Genomic DNA, 16204 nt, shown 5'->3' on the forward strand with positions numbered 1-16204 from the left:
AATAAATGTGAGCGGTCTTATTTCTTTGCTTCCTGGGACTGTGGTTAATAAACAAGAGGCTTGAGCTCAGCAAAAGCAATGCCGCATCCTCTCTCCTTCATACAGCAGCTCCACCACTGCTCGATACCCGCTGCAGTAAATTCGTAAACTCCATTGCCGGAATCGGCCTTGAGTAGATAAAACCCTGGATCTCGCGGCACTTGACATCCAGAAGGAACGAAAGCTGCTCCTCCGTCTCCACGCCTTCGGCAATGACGTTCAGCTTCAAGCTGTGAGCCATCGCCATAATCGCTTGCACGATGGCGGCATCGTCGGGGTCGTCCGTAATGTCGCGGACAAACTGCTGCGCGATCTTCAGCTTGTTGATCGGGAATTTCTTTAAGTAGCTCAGCGACGAATAGCCCGTGCCGAAGTCGTCCATGGATATATGTACGCCTAATTCCCGCAGCGTTTGCAGCTTTTCGATAACCCGATCGACGTGATACATCGCAATGCTTTCAGTAACTTCAAGCTCCAAATAATGCGGTTCCAACCCGCTGTCTTGGAGCGCCCTTAGCACGATATCGACGAAGTTCTGCTGATGGAATTGGAGCGGCGAGATATTGACCGCCATCTTCAATGGAGTAAAGCCGGCAAGCTGCCAGGCTTTGTTTTGCTTGCAGGCCGTGCGCAATACCCACTCCCCGATGGGAAGGATTAGGCCGGTTTCTTCCGCAAGCGGAATGAACTCACTGGGAGAAATGAAGCCCAGACGCGGATGATTCCAGCGTAGCAGCGCTTCCATTCCGTTAATTCGGCTGCTGAAAATATCGACCTGCGGCTGGTAGTACAGCACAAACTCTTCCTTTTCCAGCGCCTGGTTAAGCCACTCCTCCATCACCAGCTTCTGGATGACGGTGTCGTTCATTTCCTCTTGATAGAACTGATAGCCGTTCTTGCCGCCGTCCTTCGCGCGATACAGCGCGGCATCGGCATTCTTCATCAGCGTGATCGCATCTTCGCCGTCCTGCGGGTACATGGCGATCCCGATGCTGCAGCCGACGCGAAGCACATGTCCTTCCATCGAGAACGGTTGGTTCAGCAGGCCGATGATTTTTTGCGCGACCTTCTCCGCATCGCCGGCTAGCACAGTATCTTCAACAAGCACGGTGAACTCATCGCCGCCTTGCCGGGAAACGACATCTCCCGCTCGCAGGCCGACTTTCAAGCGTTCCGCAGCTTCAATCAGCAGCAAATCGCCGAAAGCATGACCGAACGTCTCATTCACATGCTTGAAGCGGTCCAAATCGATCAGCATGACCGACAGATGCCGGTTGGACGTTCGGGCAGCCTCGATGGCTAGCGACAGCGACTGTAGAAACATTTGACGGTTAGGTAGCCCGGTCAGTTGATCGTGATAGGCCAAATAGGTAAGCTGACGGACCGTTTTTTCACGTTGGCGAATTTCGCCGGCGACCGCGTATAACAAAGGTCCTGTCACAAGCAAGAGAAACACCATATCGAACAGATCCCCGGACCACTTTCTCTCTCTCATGACAAACAAACGTAACATCATTTCTAAGAGGTCCAACGCCATCATACAACCGACGATGACCAGCACCATATTCAAAAGACGGCTGGAACGAATACGCTTCATGGTTGTGTAAAGAACCGGAGCGGCGACAAGCGAAATTGCAGCTAACCGGATGTAATCCAATGAATCGTTCGTCCAGCCGATAACTTCCTTCAAGGAAAGCAGAACGATTTCAGTTCCGACTAGAATGAACCACAATCGCAGAAAGATGAAATGTTCGTGCCACTTCGTCTCCCGCCTCGGATTCGTATCCGAAGTATTGTGCATTTGTACCATGACAAGCCTCTGCTTCCTCTTCTTAAAGGTATATAACCTATTGTAATGTTCCTAGTTCGAAAGGACAAGATATTTTTGGTCTATAAGTCCTATCTAAAGGCTGGAAAACCGAGGGCAGAAGGCAGAATTATGTCGAAATCCGTTTGGTTCAATAGATCCGGATTTCATTGTGATATACCGTTTCATCATCGTTGGAATCCATGACACGCACTTCCAGCTGCCATGTCCCCGCATACGGGAGATACGCCCCCCGTGCCTTATAGGTGTATCGTTTCATCCCGAAAGATTCTTCGACACTATTATCCTCCACCGGTTCCAGCGGCACCTGAAACGGGGCAACGTCCGGCATTTCCTTGGCATGCAGCTTCATCAGCACCTGCTTCGGCTCCCCCAGCTTCTCCGGCAGCCATACCTTCACCGTAAAATCGTTCACGCCCGGCGCATTCGGGCTAATTTGCGCCGTCATATGCTGCTTCTCGCCCATCACATGCCAGCGCAGCGGCTCATTGGGCGGCAGCGGAGTCATATACGTGAAGATGCCGACGATGACAACAATGCAAGCCATAAGACCAGCGTCAATTCGCACGAGAACCCCCAGCGTGCGCTCGCGTTTGCGCTTGAATAGGCGGCGAATAACGGCCGCTGTCAAGACAACAAGCAGGACGAGGGCGGTTTTGGCGAGCAGCCATAACCCCCAGCTCGTCTCCAGGACGTAGCTGATGTCCGGCAAGAAAATGAATACGGACATCGCGCCCGATACGACGAGCAGCAAAACGCTCCAGAGCGCCGCGGAAGAAAACATCGGCAGAAATACCCGAAACGCTTCTTTCTTCGCACTAGCGAAGTAAAGAAGCATGACCAAACCGCCGACCCATACGGAAGCGGCTCCCAAGTGAAGCCAATCGAGGAGCAGCGTCTGTCCTCGAGGCTCGAACGCGGCGGCATGGCCGAGCAAGCTTTTGGCAAACCAAACGAGCGCCACCCACGCATAATCGAGCCATGCCCGGTGGTACAGGCATACGAATGAAAGCAGGGCCAGCAGCAGGCCGCCGAGCCAAGCGTAGCCAATCGTCGTTTGCGTAAACAGCCGAACGAGACTGTCCGTTCCGCCGTCCCCGATCAAATCGCCCAAATGCGCGCCCATAAATAAGATGTAAACGATCGTGTACGTTTGCTGCAAGCCGACTGCGATTCTTTTTAAGGAAAGACGAAGGTCATCCGGACGGTCGACCCCGAACCAGCGCATCCACATCAGCCAGCCGGTCAGCGCCAGCATCGTCATATAAAAGGCAATACGGGCCGCGTACTGCAGCACGTCTTTCGTGCCGAAAGCGTCCAGCAGACCGTCACGGCGGTGCATGTGTTCCATCGAAGCATCGGGCTGCGTGCCGGACGGCGTATCCAGGGTTTGTCCGACGGCGAACAAATAGCTGCCCTCAACCGGGTGCCCGTCTGCGGAGATCACGTGGTACGTCGTTAAATAGGTCCCCTTCTCCAGCGGCGGCAGCTGCAGCGTCAATACGGTGTGCGCTTCGTTCAAAACGGCGGGCTGTTCCGTCACCCTCCGCTTGTTAGAATCATAGACGCGTAAATAATAGAGTCCTTCCTCCAGCCGTTCATTAAAGGTTAGTGCGACGGCAGCCGGGGACTCCCGCAGCTCGCTGTTCGCATCCGGTACCGCCTGGACGAGACCTGCATGCGCGCTGACCGGCTGCGCCGGCATAAAGCTGAGCAATAAGATCGCTACAAGGCCTATATAGTAAAATAATCGCTTCAACATCATTCCTCCTCTGCCCGGGCAACGCACGCCCGATAACCTGGCGCTTGTGTTCCCAACCTTAAATGTAGCATAAACGTGTAAGCTAAACCAAATCCGCGTTAACTTCCAAAGCAGTTCTATGAATAGACAAATTCCAGCGAAATAAGAGATTGACAGAACGACGTGCAATCATGTAAATTCATCTTATCGCCCAAACGGAACAACTATATATTGTGGGGCGAATAACCAAACACCACGATATATTGTGTGGAATTTAACAAAATCGAAATTTTCTCCGGAAATCTTCACACACGGAATTCCGCGAAATTCGACGTAATTCAACAAGAGATCGACAACATCGAGATGATGCACTGGCATGCTGCCGCCGAGCAAATCGGCTGCGGCGTGCTTTTTATTCGCCTTGCCGTTTGACCCGCCCTACCATTTTACGTTTAGAGGAGCTGGATTTATGATTATCGTAAAACGCGACGGCACGAAAGAAGAACTCGTGTTCGCCAAGATGAAAAAGGTCATTGATTTCGCTTGCGAAACTTACCCGGAGTGCGATCCGCTCGAGCTTGAGACGGCGCTCCTTCCTTTATTCCGAAACGGCATTACGACGAAAGAAATTCAACGACTGCTCATTCAAGTGGCTGTTGAGAAAACTAGCGTGGAACAGCCGAACTGGCAGTACGTGGCCGCCAAGCTGCTCGCCTACGACCTGTATAAAGAAGCTCGCTTGAACCGCAAATACGGTCACTTCGGTTACGGCGACCTGTATTCCTTGGTTACATACTTGACCGATTTGGGCCTGTACGGTACTTATATCCTCGAGCACTACACGCGCGACGAAATCAACGAGCTCGGCGCTTACATCAAGCCGGAGCGAGATTACCTGCTCAACTATATCGGACTCAAAACGTTGTCCGACCGCTACCTGATCCGCGGCTTGGACAAGGAAGTGCTTGAGCTGCCGCAAGAGCTGTTCATGGGAGTAGCGATGCATCTGGCCATGAAGGAATCGGACAAGCTGCGCTGGGCGAAGCAGTTCTACGACGTGCTCAGCAGCCTTGAGATGACCGTGGCGACGCCGACGCTTGCGAACGCGCGCAAGCCGCTGCATCAATTGTCCAGCTGCTTCATCGACACCGTGCCGGACAACCTATGGGGCATATACAATGTCGACCAAAGCTTCGCGCAAGTGTCGAAGCATGGCGGCGGCATGGGGATATACGTCGGGAAGGTGCGCAGCCGCGGCTCCAACATCCGCGGATACAAGGGTGTCGCCGGCGGCGTCGTGCCGTGGATTAAAAACTACAACAACACCGCCGTCGCCGTCGACCAACTCGGCGTCCGCTCCGGAGCCGTTGCGGTATACCTCGACGTATGGCATAAAGACATTCTCGACTTCTTGAACCTGAAGACGAACAACGGCGACGATCGGATGAAGGCGCACGATATTTTCCCGGGCGTTTGTATCCCCGACTTGTTCATGAAGACGGTACAGGAGCGCGGCTCCTGGTATTTGTTCGATCCGCACGAAGTGCGCAAAAACAAAGGCTACTCGCTCGAGGATTCGTACGGCGAGCAGTGGGAAGAACGCTACCTCGAGTGCGTGAACGACGAGAAGATATCCAGGGATGAAATCCCGGCGATCGATATTATGAAGCGTATTTTGACGAGCTCGTTCGAAACCGGAACGCCGTTCATCTTTTTCCGCGACACCGTGAATCGAGCCAACCCGAACAAGCATAAAGGCATGATCTACTGCTCCAACCTGTGCACGGAAATTTGCCAAAACATGAGCCCGACCGAGATCATCCAGACGACGCATGAAGACGGCATTATCACTTCGCAAGTGAAATCCGGCGATTTCGTGGTGTGCAACCTGTCCTCCACCAACTTGGGACGTGTGTACACGAAGGAAGATATCGAGCGCGTCGTTACGACGCAAATGCGCATGATGGACAACGTCATCGACTTGAACTACTACCCGATTCCGCAAGCGGAAATTACGAATAAGAAATACCGTGCCGTCGGCCTCGGCTCCAGCGGCTACCACCAAATGCTGGCGCAGCTGAAAATCAACTGGGAGTCCGACGAGCATGTGGCGAAAGCCGACGAAGTGTACGAGTGGATGAACTACTACGCCATTAAAGCATCGATGGAAATTGCGAAGGAGAAGGGCACCTACCCGGCCTTCGAAGGCAGCGAATGGCAATCCGGCGCTTACTTCGAGTCCAGAGGCTACAACAGCCCGGAATGGCTGGCGTTAAAAGAGGAAGTTGCGAAATACGGCGTCCGCAACGGCTGGATGTTCGCGATCGCCCCTACGGCGTCGACATCGCTCATCGCCGGATCGACGGCGGGCATTGATCCGATCTTCAACAAATTTTTCGTGGAAGAGAAGAAAAATGCGGTCATTCCGCAAACGGCGCCGAATTTGTCGCAGGAAACGATGTGGTACTATAAGGAAGCCCATCGAATCGACCAGTTGTGGAGCATCAAGGCTGCAGGCGCACGTCAACGGCATATCGATCAATCGCAATCGTTCAACCTGTACATCACGCCCGAGCTGTCGGCGCGCGAATTCCTCGAGCTGTACATGGCGGCTTGGGAGAACGGCCTGAAAACCGTCTATTACGTCCGCAACAAAAGCTTGGAAGTCGAAGATTGCGTCAGCTGCAGCGCATAAGCAAGCCGGAATCGTGCATACGAACCATCAGGATATGAAATGCTAGACAGGGGCTTTGCCCCTGTTTGCATGGTTAAGCATAGATAGGCTTAGTAAGGTGACAGAGCGTAATACAATGGGAGGGTTTGATAGCCATGGATTTGCAGAAGAAAAAGCTCTTTAACGAGAACGGCGACCGGGACTGGGGCAAACGCCGCATGATTGGCGGCAATACGACGAACCTGATCGAGCTGAATAACGTTAAATACGACTGGGCGACGAAGATGTACCGGACGATGATGAACAACTTCTGGATTCCGGAGGAAATTCCGCTCGCCCAGGATGCGAAGGATTATAAATTTCTATCTCCCGCGGAACGGCAAAGCTATGATAAAATTATCAGCTTCCTGATCTTCCTCGATTCGCTGCAAACGGCCAATTTGCCTAACATCAACGAATACATTACCGCGCCCGAGGTGAACCTGTGCCTGACCGTGCAGACGTTCCAGGAAGCGGTACACAGCCAAAGCTACTCCTACATCCTGGACAGCGTCTGCTCCGCAGAAGTGCGTGACGACATTTACAACCAGTGGCGCGAGGATAAACATTTGGCACGCCGCAACCGGTTCATTACCGACCTGTATGAGCGGTTTATCGAGAATCCGACTACGGACAACCTGATGCGCACGATCATGGCCAACTACATTCTCGAAGGCTTGTACTTTTACAGCGGGTTCAGCTTCTTCTACGCCCTTGGACGCCAAGGCAAGATGCTTGGCACCGTTTCCGAGATCAAGTACATCCAGCGGGACGAGCTGACGCACCTGGCGCTGTTCCAGAATATTTTCCGGGAAATACGCAAAGAAAATCCGGAGATATTTACCGACGAGCTGGTCGAGGACCTGCGCAACATGATGCGGACCGCCGTTCAACACGAAATCGAATGGGGCCAATACATCACCGACAACAAAATCAACGGCCTGAGCAACGAAATTTTGGATCAGTATATCAAGTACCTTTCCAACGAACGTCTGCGCAAGCTGGGACTGGACATTTTATATCCGGAGGTCGTCGAACATCCGATGAAATGGGTCGAAAGCTTCAGCAACATGAACAGCATGAAGACCGACTTCTTCGAGCAAAAGGTAACAAACTACAGCAAATCGTCGAATCTGAACTGGGACGATCTATAAGCGGAAATTGGGTATCAGGATTGTCCGCTGATAAGGATAAGTACCTGCGTTCGGCTACTGTTGAGAAGTTGCCGTGTTCTGGGCCGTTCTAATGTCAAAAATAAGAAGCCTTCCTTGTCGAACATGGAAGGCTTCTTATTTTGTTAACGAACCTTACTTCTACCCCAATCGGCCAAATCAAGCGCCACTGTACCTCGATTCCCCGATTCGAGCGGACGCTTGATCCAGACGGCCTTGACGCAGTGCCCTGCTTGCGTCAGCGACGACTACCGCTTTTCGTTTCGGAACGCCTCATCCTTCAATCCGCTGCAGACGGCCTCCAATTCATGCGCCAGCCGGTTCAATCCCTCCGTCGCGGTCGTGATGGACTCCATTGCTTTCAACTGATGCTGCGACGAGAGGAGCACCTTCTGGACGCCCGAAGCATGATCTTCGGAAAGCCGCGCCACTTCGTTCAGCGAGGCCGACACTTCCTCCGTTCCCGCCGACATTTGCTCAGCCGTTGCAGAGATTTCTTGAATTTGATCGCATACTTTGCGCGATTCTTCGACGATCAGCTTAAAGACTTCCCCGGCCTCGTTCACAGCGCTATGGCTCGTCTCCACCTCCACCGAACCCAAGCTCATCACGCGCACGGCTGAAGTCGTCGCTTCTTGAATCTCCTCGATCAACGTCTTGATCTGCCCGGCCGACAATTCGGATTGTTCGGCCAGCTTGCGAACCTCGTGTGCGACGACGGCAAAGCCGCTGCCGTGCTCACCGGCGCGCGCCGCTTCAATAGCCGCGTTCAACGCCAGCAAATTCGTCTGCGACGCGATCCCCGAAATGAGCGTCGCAATTTCGCCGATTTGCATCGATTGCCGCTCCAATCGCTCCAGTTCGGCGGACACCTCCTGCGAAGTGTGCCTCAGCGAATCTAACTGCCGCACCGCATGCTCGATCGTGCTGCTTCCCTTCTCCGCCTCGCGTACCATGCCGAGCGACGCTTCGGTCACCGTACCGGACGATTCCGCCACCCGCTGCACGCCAATCGCCATTTCCTCCATCGCGCGAGCGCTGTCCTTACTGTTGTGCGCCTGCTCTTCGGTGGCCGCTGCCATCCGCTCCATCGCGTCTGTGATGCTGCGGTTTTCCGCCAATGTACGGTCCGCGTTGCCGTTCAAATGCTCCACATATTGAACCAGCTGACCCGAGCTGGCGTTCAGCCGCTCAAGTGTCCGAAGCAGCAGCTGAAGCTTCTGTGCCTTGTCGGCCTCCAGCAGGTCAACAGTCACTTTCTTCTTGGAAATTTGCCAGATGGTCGTGCCCGCCGTCAGCAGCAGGAAGACCAGGTCGACGGCCAGCAGGATCCACCCATACCCTTCCGAGCCGAAGACGAGCGCCGGATAAAATACGTAAGCCGATACATACTGCAGGGCGAATACCGCCGTCATCATCCAGATGAGCGCGGTGCTTTCATAGAACGCCATCAAAGCGATGACCATAAAGACCGAGAAGAAAAACTCCACCATGCCTCCGGCTACGAAAATCATCGACACGCTCGAGAACGTCATCGCGAGTGCGTTGGCTACCGGCACGTAGCGCTGACGTCCCATCGCAAATAAAACCGCGCCGGCCGCCAGGAACAGAACGGGGGCGACCAGCAATCCGTTCAGGACGAGCGCATAATGGGCGAGATCGACGCCGTGGTGCGTGTGAAGCACCTCTACCCAACGGAATAAAACATGGGTAAGCAGCGCTAACAAATACGTGCCCAAGGTAACTGGCAAAGTCATTCGATTTTTAATCGTGAGCATATCGAGCGGTTTGGACATATTCGACACATCCTTTTTCGTTCTTTCGGTCCTATGAAACTAAGCCCTTTATCCTGTATATCGGCATTTTATCATGCGGCATAAGTGAAGAAAATGCAAAGACCGTGAACGTTCTGAGAACAAACGCACACGGTCTTTCGATCATTTAGGATAAGTTCAGCATTTCTTTAACCCGCAGCTCCAGCTCCACCATCGAGAACGGCTTGTGCATGTAGGCGTCGGCACCCAGCTTCAGCCCCAGGCTAATATCTTCTTCCCGGCTCCTTCCCGACAGCACGAGCACCTTCATCTCTTCAGGACGGTTCCCCTGCTCTTTCATCCGGGCAAGCATTTCGAAACCGTTCAACTGTGGCATGACGCCGTCCAAAATACACAGATCCACCGGCCTTCGCAGCAGCGATTGATACGCTTCCTCCCCGTTCGCCGCTTCGCGAAAATCGACGGGTAAATGTTTGAGCTTCGCGATCAGGATCGAACGCAGGATGTTATCGTCGTCGGCGATCATCACCGTCTTACGGGAACCGGGGCTCGCGACTTGCGCGCCTGCCGCTTCGCCCGGCGGAGTACCCGCGTACAGGATGGTACGGTTACGGCCTCCTTGCTTGGCTTCATACATCGCCCCGTCTGCAAGCCCGATCCAATCCTTGACGGACATACCGGCGCTCCATTCGGCAATACCGGCCGAGAATGTGATGTGGAACGCTTGTCCTTCGTTCTGGGCAACCGGTCCGTGGTGCGCCTGCCGGAGAATGTCGTCAATCGCTTTCTTCGCATCCGGTCCGGTCGTATTCGGCAGCACAAGGATGAACTCCTCGCCTCCGAAACGAGCCAGCATATCCGTAGCCCGCAAGTTATTTTGCAGCAGATGCGCCAAACCTTGCAGCACCTGGTCGCCGACACGATGACCGTACGTATCGTTAATCGATTTGAACCCGTCGATATCGATAAACGCGAGCGAGATCGGGGCCGGATAACGGGCAATGCGCTCCAGCTCGACTTGAATTTGATGATCGAAAAACCGCCGGTTATACACGCCTGTCAGCGGATCGCGAAAAGCCATCTGCTCGAACGTCTTGGTCCGGCTCAGCAGGCTGTAGATCCGGGCACCCAGCTCTTCGTATTGAAAAGGCTTCGTGACATAATCGTCGGCACCCAGATAAAAGCAGCGCACCTTGTCGTTGACATCGTTCCGGCCGGATAAGACGATAAGCGGCAGCCACTTCAATGTCGGGTCGTTCTTCAGAAATTCGAACAGCTCATACCCGCTGTCCGGATGCATCATCAGATCGAGCGTAATCAAATGGTACGAATTCTCCCGAAGCAGCTTCATCGCAGTAGCAACGTCCGCCGCTTCATCCACCTCGTAACCGTCCATCCGCAAGCGGCGAACCAAGTACGAACGGAGCACCTCGTCGTCGTCAAGGATCAGAAGACGTTCTCCGTTCGGCTGCAGAAAGGAACTGTTCACCTGCTCCTGCTGCTCGTCCAGCTCCAGTTCCCGCTTGTAAACTTCGAGCTCGAGTTCCAGCTCGCGAAGAAGCGGTTGCGACTGCTCCGCGCAGCGACCGAACGGCAGAGCTGTCATCGGGCCGGAAGCCTCCGCCTTCTCGCGCTGCGTCCACTCCCACAGCTCGACCAGACGCTGCGCAACGCTGCCGATGCGGACAAATTCGAACATCGGCGCGCTTCCTTTAAGCGTATGGACAATGCGGTAAATGTGCTTTGCCGTCTCAAGCGGCGATTCCGGCTCGGTCAAGCCGCAGCCTTCTCGCAGCTGAATCAATTGCTTGCCCAGCTCGGCAATATATTTTTTCTTTCCTTCTTTTAAAAGTCGTTGTTCTCTGCCGATTCTGTCATTACCCGATGCCACCGCACGAATTCACTTCCGTTCTTTAACGAGGTATGTATGCAAGGAAAGGATTTATTCGTTCGCCCCCGCCCGAATCAGTTCTTCCACGGTATCCAGCAGCTGCAGCGGACTGAACGGCTTTACGATATATCGGGTCGCGCCGGCCGCCTTGGCCCGCTCCCGGTCTTTCTCCAAAGCTTTGGCGGTCAGTAAAATAACGGGCGCGTGACGGTTCGGATTGTCATGGCTTCGCAGCCATTCGCAAACTTCGACTCCGGTTCGCTCTGGCATCATATAGTCCAAAATGACCAAATCGAATACGGCTTCCTGCAGCCGTTCGGCCGCTTCCTTACCGTCGGCCGTTTCCGTAATGACGTACCCTTCGTCGGCCAACGTTTCCGTTAACAAAAAGCGCAGCGCCGCTTCGTCGTCCGCGAGTAAAATTTTATAGTTGGCCATAGCAACTCATCCGCTCCCAAAAATCGTCCATCTCGATTGCGTTCATTATAACATGAACCGGATTTTTATTGGAGGGAAAACGAAAGAAATAGCCGTCACATATATGCCAAAAGTATGATTCATATGCCCGAAGGACTATGATATTATGTTTATAAAGAAAATTTAATAAAAATTTTGGACGAAATAGGAAGTACATCCTATTTGAGGGGATGAGCATAATGAGTTCCATCGAGTATTTAATTCGGAAAGTATCCCGATATGTAACCTTCGGGCAGCCTGTTTCTTCGGGTTCCGTAATCAGCCAGCGACTGTCGGATCCGCGTATCCCGATGTTGGCTTATTACTTGGGCCTTCAAGAGCAAAACAAGGAGAACCAGTATTACCATGAGGTTTGGTTGAAGAAGGAAGGCACGTTCGCCTTAACCGAAGCGTGGTACAAGGGCAGCATGGTCACCCGCAAGCTCTACAAGGACAACCTGTCTTTCGAACAGTTGACCGGCATAATCGGCGAGGAAGACGCCAATGCCATCATCATGCGTTTCAACGAAATCATGAAGAAATCGGAAAAAGACGATTGGAGACCCTATTCCTTACGGGTTTAAATACCGCAAGAACGTTGGAATCATGGGTTATGGGTCGCTAAGTGCCGGCTGTGGCCGAGATGACGCCGCCATGAGCCGCTTTCAATAAGCGGACACCCCCGTGAATGCGTCCATACATACACCCAGCCTTCACGTTCTTCGCAATTGCCGTCACGAATCCAGATCCGCTCGTAATCATTGGTCCCGCCAGGACCCTCATATTCCTCCAATGCATCCATATGACGGAGTCCTTCCGGCATCACGACGAGCCACTCGCCTTCCACCATGCGGGAGCCGTCCGACCCGGAAAGCACCATGGCCGGATAAGCGCCGGCATCGTACAGCTTGCCCCGCACGACCCCCGGCCGTACGGACTCTACATAAGGTGCAACGACATGATGGTTCGCTTCCCCGACCAACAACGTTCCATAGACAAACACCGGGATCAAGACGCCCACTCCTTTCAGACCTTGCGCCATCGCTTCTTTACTATATCATATTCATTCAACCGATTTCCCATGAGAAGGGGACGATCCTGGGCAGGGAACCTGCCGAAGGGCTGCCGAATATATTGAGCATAAACTCGGCACCCGCCGGGAAGGGAGGGAATCTCATGCTCAGTCCTGAGGACGCGAACAAAATCATCCGATTTTTGTCCGCCGCCTACTACTGTACCGAGTCGGAGGAAGCGCGCCGCGAATTTAACCGTCTGGCCAACGAGCTTCGCAAAGCGTCCGGACAGCCAATACAATAACGGATGGAACCGGTATCCGACAGCGCGTCCCGATTGGTACGAAAACGCCCTTCGACGCGAAGCGGCGTTTTTTTCATTCATCAATACGCGATACGCGCAGCGGAACCGGTAAACGTTCATCTCTTGCAATTGACGCATCAATCCTGAGAAAAAAACAATTGCATATAGGTTAACTAGGAATTATAATGTGAGTGACCGACAAGATCGCTTGAGGTGGAGATAATCATGGAACTTAATATTGTTTTGATGGGAGCGCTTGTTGGCCTTCTCGTCGGCTTGACCGGCGTGGGCGGAGCCGCTTTGCTGACTCCTTTGCTCGTATTTTTGGGTATTCAACCGACCGTTGCGGTGGCTACGGATTTGTTCTACAACTCGATCACGAAGCTGTTCGGCAGCATTCAACACGTCCGGCAAAAGACAGTGAACATGACGCTGGTCAAACATCTGGCCATGGGCAGTGTCCCCAGCGCCATAGTGGCCGTGCTGCTGCTGAAATATTTCCCGCCGCTGCAAGGCTATCAGGACGCGATCATCAAGCATGCATTAGGTATCGTACTGATTATCGTCGCTATTCTCAGCATCGTGAAGGTCTGGTTCACACCAAACCAATCAAACAAGCTTCAGGAGAAGTCGCTGCAGGAGAAAAAAGCGGTGACCATCCTGATTGGCATACTGTTAGGCTTTATCGTCGGCTTGACTTCCATCGGCTCGGGCTCGCTGTTCGCCCTTGCGATGATGTTCTTCTACCGCTTGAAGGCGGCGGAGCTCGTCGGCACCGATATCGTACACGCGTTCCTGCTCGTTTCGGCAGCCGGCATCATGCATGCGGGCTTCGGGAACATCGATTATATGCTTGCGTTCAACCTGCTCATCGGCTCCGTCCCCGGCGTACTGCTTGGCAGCAGCTTGTCGGCGAAGGTGCCGGCCAAACCGCTGCGGACTGTCATGGCCACCATCATCCTGATCAGCGGAATTAAATTGATCTAATGCGTAATTCATAAATTGCCTACCGGGCCGGAGCTTCTAGGGAGCCTGCACCGATACGCCTTCCTCCAGCAATTGCTGACGAAGCGTACGTGCCAGTTCCAAAGCATCCGGCCCGTCGCCATGTATGCAGAATGTGTCTGCGCGCAGGGCGACCGCTTCGCCCAAGGGCGTCAGCACCTCTCCCCGCTTGAGAATATCGAGCACCTGCCGCACCGCCTGACGGAGATCGTGAATGACCGCATCCGGCTCGCTCCGCGGGGTAAGGGTCCCGTCGGCGCGATAGGTGCGATCGGCGAACGCTTCCGCTGCGGTCCGCAGGCCTTTGGACTCGGCGGCCCGAATCAGTTCGCTGCCGGCGAGACCGAATAGCGTCAGCTCCGGATCCAGGCGGAGGACGGCCTCCGCTATCGCATCCGCTAACGGCCTCTGCACCGCCGCCATATTATATAAAGCGCCATGAGGCTTGACATGCCGCATCCGGCCGCCTTCGGCGCGCGCGATCGCTTGCAGGGCACCGCCCTGGTACAAGATTAGCTCATACGCCTCCTGCGGGGTGACCGCCATATTGCGGCGCCCGAAGCCTTGCAAATCCGGCAGGCCCGGATGCGCCCCGATCGATACGCCCGCTTGCAGGCACAACCGGACCGTTCGAACCATGTGGCCGGGGTCGCCGGCGTGGAAGCCGCAAGCGATATTAGCCGAAGTGACATACCGGACGAGCTCGTCGTCCTGTCCGAGCCGATACATACCGAAGCTCTCGCCCATATCCCCGTTAAGGTCGATCCGGATAGGTAACTGTTCCAAGTGAAGCCCTCCTTTGCAACCATCCGATCGGATGGTCCTTTTGTGTGCACCCCCGTATGCCGGTGAGTGTGGAAAGAAAAAAGCCAAAAGCATCCACTTCCGGCTTCGTTCGCGTATTCGTCTGTCCTCTGCGTCTATACGTCTATTCGTCTATGCAGCGGCCTTCCCATGCGGCCTGGCGCGCCGGGCCGGTTATGCGGCGTGTCTGTTTTCTGCTGCGCAGCCCGTTTCCTGCCGACCCCGATCCCCGCGCCCCCGGCTATTGTCTTGCTGCAAGTCCGCGCGTTTTGACGATGATTTTGCGAATGCTGTCTTCGCTTAAATGAAATTTGCCGATCAGCTCCGACACGGAATAACCGTTCTGATACAGCCGGTATATTTCGTGGTTCCGGCGCTGGATCGTCTGCCGCGTGCCGTTGTTCTCGCCCCAGCCTGCGCGGGTTTGCTCCTTCTTCGGAACGTAGATGATCTCGCCCTGGATGTAATCCTGCAGCTGCTTCAGCAAGTTAGGCGGTAAAATGTCCTTTCCGTTCTTGTACCCCACCGATGAATGCCTCCTTTCGCGCCGTTATGGCTGACTTACCGAAAGTTATAAGCATTTTCATCTTCACACCTCCTAGGAATGTGCCTTGGGAACACCGGATACGTAGGCCTGAGGGGCATTAAAATAAAAAAACACGATCTGCCGATGCGTGCCCGAATGCCTCTTATGTTCAGTTCCTGTAAAAGACGGGGTTCAGGTGACGGTGATGGAGAAAATGCTTATTCACTTGTTACAAATCCTCTTGCCATCATGGTCCACGTGTTCATTACCCGCATCACACGTCACTCCCTTCTTCAAAGTCAAATATGGTTTCAAGCTCACGGACTATTATACCCATTGTTTCCCATCATGTCCATGTCTTATTCGCATGAGCCGCTTCTATTCGAGGGACCCGAAGGTCCCCGGTCGGCTACAAGTTTTATTAACTCACAAACGTCCTGCCGCCGACAAGGTGATAAAATTGTTATAACGATTTTATCCGTTCGCCCGCATCCTTACGGCGGCGGCGATCCGGCGAAGTTCCAGCTCCTGCCGGATATAGAGGGCCTGCGCCTCGGCATGCGTGATCTCGACGAAGCGCACCGTAGCGCCGGGCCGCGTCTGCGCCAGCAGCGGCAAGTCCACGGCGGCGATATGCGCAATCCGCGGATAGCCGCCGGTCGTCTGCGCATCGGCCAGCAGCGCGATCGGCTGGCCGTGCGGCGGCACTTGGACGGTGCCGGGCACCGCGGCTTCCGAGCGCATCTCCAGCGACTCGCGCAGCGCGAGCCGCGGACCTTCCAGTCGGCAGCCCATGCGGTCCGACTGCGGGGTCAGCTTGTACGGCGCGGCGAAGAACGCTTCGAGGCTGACAGCCTCGAAGCGTTCGGCCTCGCGACCGCGCACCGCGCGGACCGCCGGATGCTCGGCGTAGCGCGGCCTTGCGCCCGGCGCAAGC

At 54.3% G+C, this 16204-nt stretch carries 15 protein-coding genes; 6 read left to right on the forward strand and 9 right to left on the reverse strand.

Annotation, left to right across the window (positions count from 1 at the left end; all coding sequences use genetic code 11):
- Positions 1-97: 97 nt before the first annotated feature.
- Together JMF85_RS26270 and JMF85_RS26275 are read right to left on the reverse strand one after the other, a co-directional pair.
- A complete protein-coding gene (locus JMF85_RS26270; protein ID WP_201319264.1) occupies positions 98-1849 on the reverse strand; it encodes a putative bifunctional diguanylate cyclase/phosphodiesterase in 1752 nt (583 codons plus the stop codon).
- Between the two features lie 148 nt (positions 1850-1997).
- Positions 1998-3626 carry a copper resistance CopC/CopD family protein gene (locus JMF85_RS26275; RefSeq protein ID WP_236596006.1) on the reverse strand — a complete coding sequence of 543 codons (1629 nt, stop codon included), beginning with the start codon at positions 3624-3626 and terminating at the stop codon, positions 1998-2000.
- A 249-nt stretch (positions 3627-3875) separates the two neighbouring features.
- On the opposite strand from JMF85_RS26275, the gene JMF85_RS26280 reads away from it, so the two are divergent.
- From JMF85_RS26280 to JMF85_RS26290, 3 genes are all read left to right on the forward strand, one after another.
- Complete coding sequence (locus tag JMF85_RS26280) at positions 3876-4040, forward strand: hypothetical protein (RefSeq protein WP_155614566.1); 165 nt, start codon at positions 3876-3878, stop codon at positions 4038-4040.
- Positions 4041-4077: 37 nt separating this feature from the next.
- Positions 4078-6303 carry a ribonucleoside-diphosphate reductase subunit alpha gene (locus JMF85_RS26285; protein ID WP_127608398.1) on the forward strand — a complete coding sequence of 742 codons (2226 nt, stop codon included), beginning with the start codon at positions 4078-4080 and terminating at the stop codon, positions 6301-6303.
- 134 nt (positions 6304-6437) lie between these two features.
- Entirely contained in the window at positions 6438-7475 is a 1038-nt protein-coding gene (locus JMF85_RS26290; RefSeq protein ID WP_054797595.1) for a ribonucleotide-diphosphate reductase subunit beta, read from the forward strand.
- A 266-nt stretch (positions 7476-7741) separates the two neighbouring features.
- Here the strand turns inward: JMF85_RS26290 and JMF85_RS26295 are convergent, their stop codons facing one another.
- The 3 genes from JMF85_RS26295 to JMF85_RS26305 all read right to left on the reverse strand — a co-directional run bounded on the left by JMF85_RS26295 (position 7742) and on the right by JMF85_RS26305 (position 11597).
- A complete protein-coding gene (locus tag JMF85_RS26295) occupies positions 7742-9289 on the reverse strand; it encodes a methyl-accepting chemotaxis protein (RefSeq protein WP_054797596.1) in 1548 nt (515 codons plus the stop codon).
- Positions 9290-9434: 145 nt separating this feature from the next.
- Positions 9435-11159, reverse strand: coding sequence for a GGDEF domain-containing response regulator (locus JMF85_RS26300; protein WP_201319266.1), 1725 nt, complete (start codon positions 11157-11159; stop codon positions 9435-9437).
- Positions 11160-11210: 51 nt separating this feature from the next.
- On the reverse strand, positions 11211-11597 hold the full coding sequence (locus tag JMF85_RS26305) for a response regulator (protein WP_054797597.1): 387 nt from the start codon (positions 11595-11597) through the stop codon (positions 11211-11213).
- Positions 11598-11815: 218 nt separating this feature from the next.
- On the opposite strand from JMF85_RS26305, the gene JMF85_RS26310 reads away from it, so the two are divergent.
- Positions 11816-12199: a hypothetical protein gene (locus JMF85_RS26310; protein WP_127608394.1), complete on the forward strand. Its 384-nt coding sequence runs from the start codon at positions 11816-11818 to the stop codon at positions 12197-12199.
- A 20-nt stretch (positions 12200-12219) separates the two neighbouring features.
- On the opposite strand, the gene JMF85_RS26315 is transcribed toward JMF85_RS26310, so the two are convergent.
- Positions 12220-12627, reverse strand: coding sequence for a gamma-glutamylcyclotransferase family protein (locus JMF85_RS26315; RefSeq protein WP_054797598.1), 408 nt, complete (start codon positions 12625-12627; stop codon positions 12220-12222).
- Positions 12628-12791: 164 nt separating this feature from the next.
- Here JMF85_RS26315 and JMF85_RS26320 point away from each other — a divergent pair, with 164 nt between their 5' ends.
- Both JMF85_RS26320 and JMF85_RS26325 read left to right on the forward strand, forming a co-directional pair.
- Positions 12792-12932 carry a hypothetical protein gene (locus JMF85_RS26320; RefSeq protein ID WP_054797599.1) on the forward strand — a complete coding sequence of 47 codons (141 nt, stop codon included), beginning with the start codon at positions 12792-12794 and terminating at the stop codon, positions 12930-12932.
- Positions 12933-13157: 225 nt separating this feature from the next.
- A complete protein-coding gene (locus JMF85_RS26325) occupies positions 13158-13919 on the forward strand; it encodes a sulfite exporter TauE/SafE family protein (protein WP_127608392.1) in 762 nt (253 codons plus the stop codon).
- Positions 13920-13955: 36 nt separating this feature from the next.
- Here JMF85_RS26325 and JMF85_RS26330 read toward each other — a convergent pair whose 3' ends face one another.
- The 3 genes from JMF85_RS26330 to JMF85_RS26340 all read right to left on the reverse strand — a co-directional run.
- Complete coding sequence (locus JMF85_RS26330; protein ID WP_269103785.1) at positions 13956-14723, reverse strand: LamB/YcsF family protein; 768 nt, start codon at positions 14721-14723, stop codon at positions 13956-13958.
- A 259-nt stretch (positions 14724-14982) separates the two neighbouring features.
- On the reverse strand, positions 14983-15267 hold the full coding sequence (locus JMF85_RS26335; protein ID WP_054798707.1) for a CD3324 family protein: 285 nt from the start codon (positions 15265-15267) through the stop codon (positions 14983-14985).
- 474 nt (positions 15268-15741) lie between these two features.
- Positions 15742-16204 (reverse strand): 5-oxoprolinase subunit C family protein (locus tag JMF85_RS26340; protein ID WP_483874225.1); only part of this gene is annotated, 463 nt, incomplete at its 5' end.

Source organism: Paenibacillus sp. EPM92 (assembly GCF_016586185.1).
Classification (GTDB): Bacteria; Bacillota; Bacilli; order Paenibacillales; family NBRC-103111; genus Paenibacillus_G; species Paenibacillus_G validus.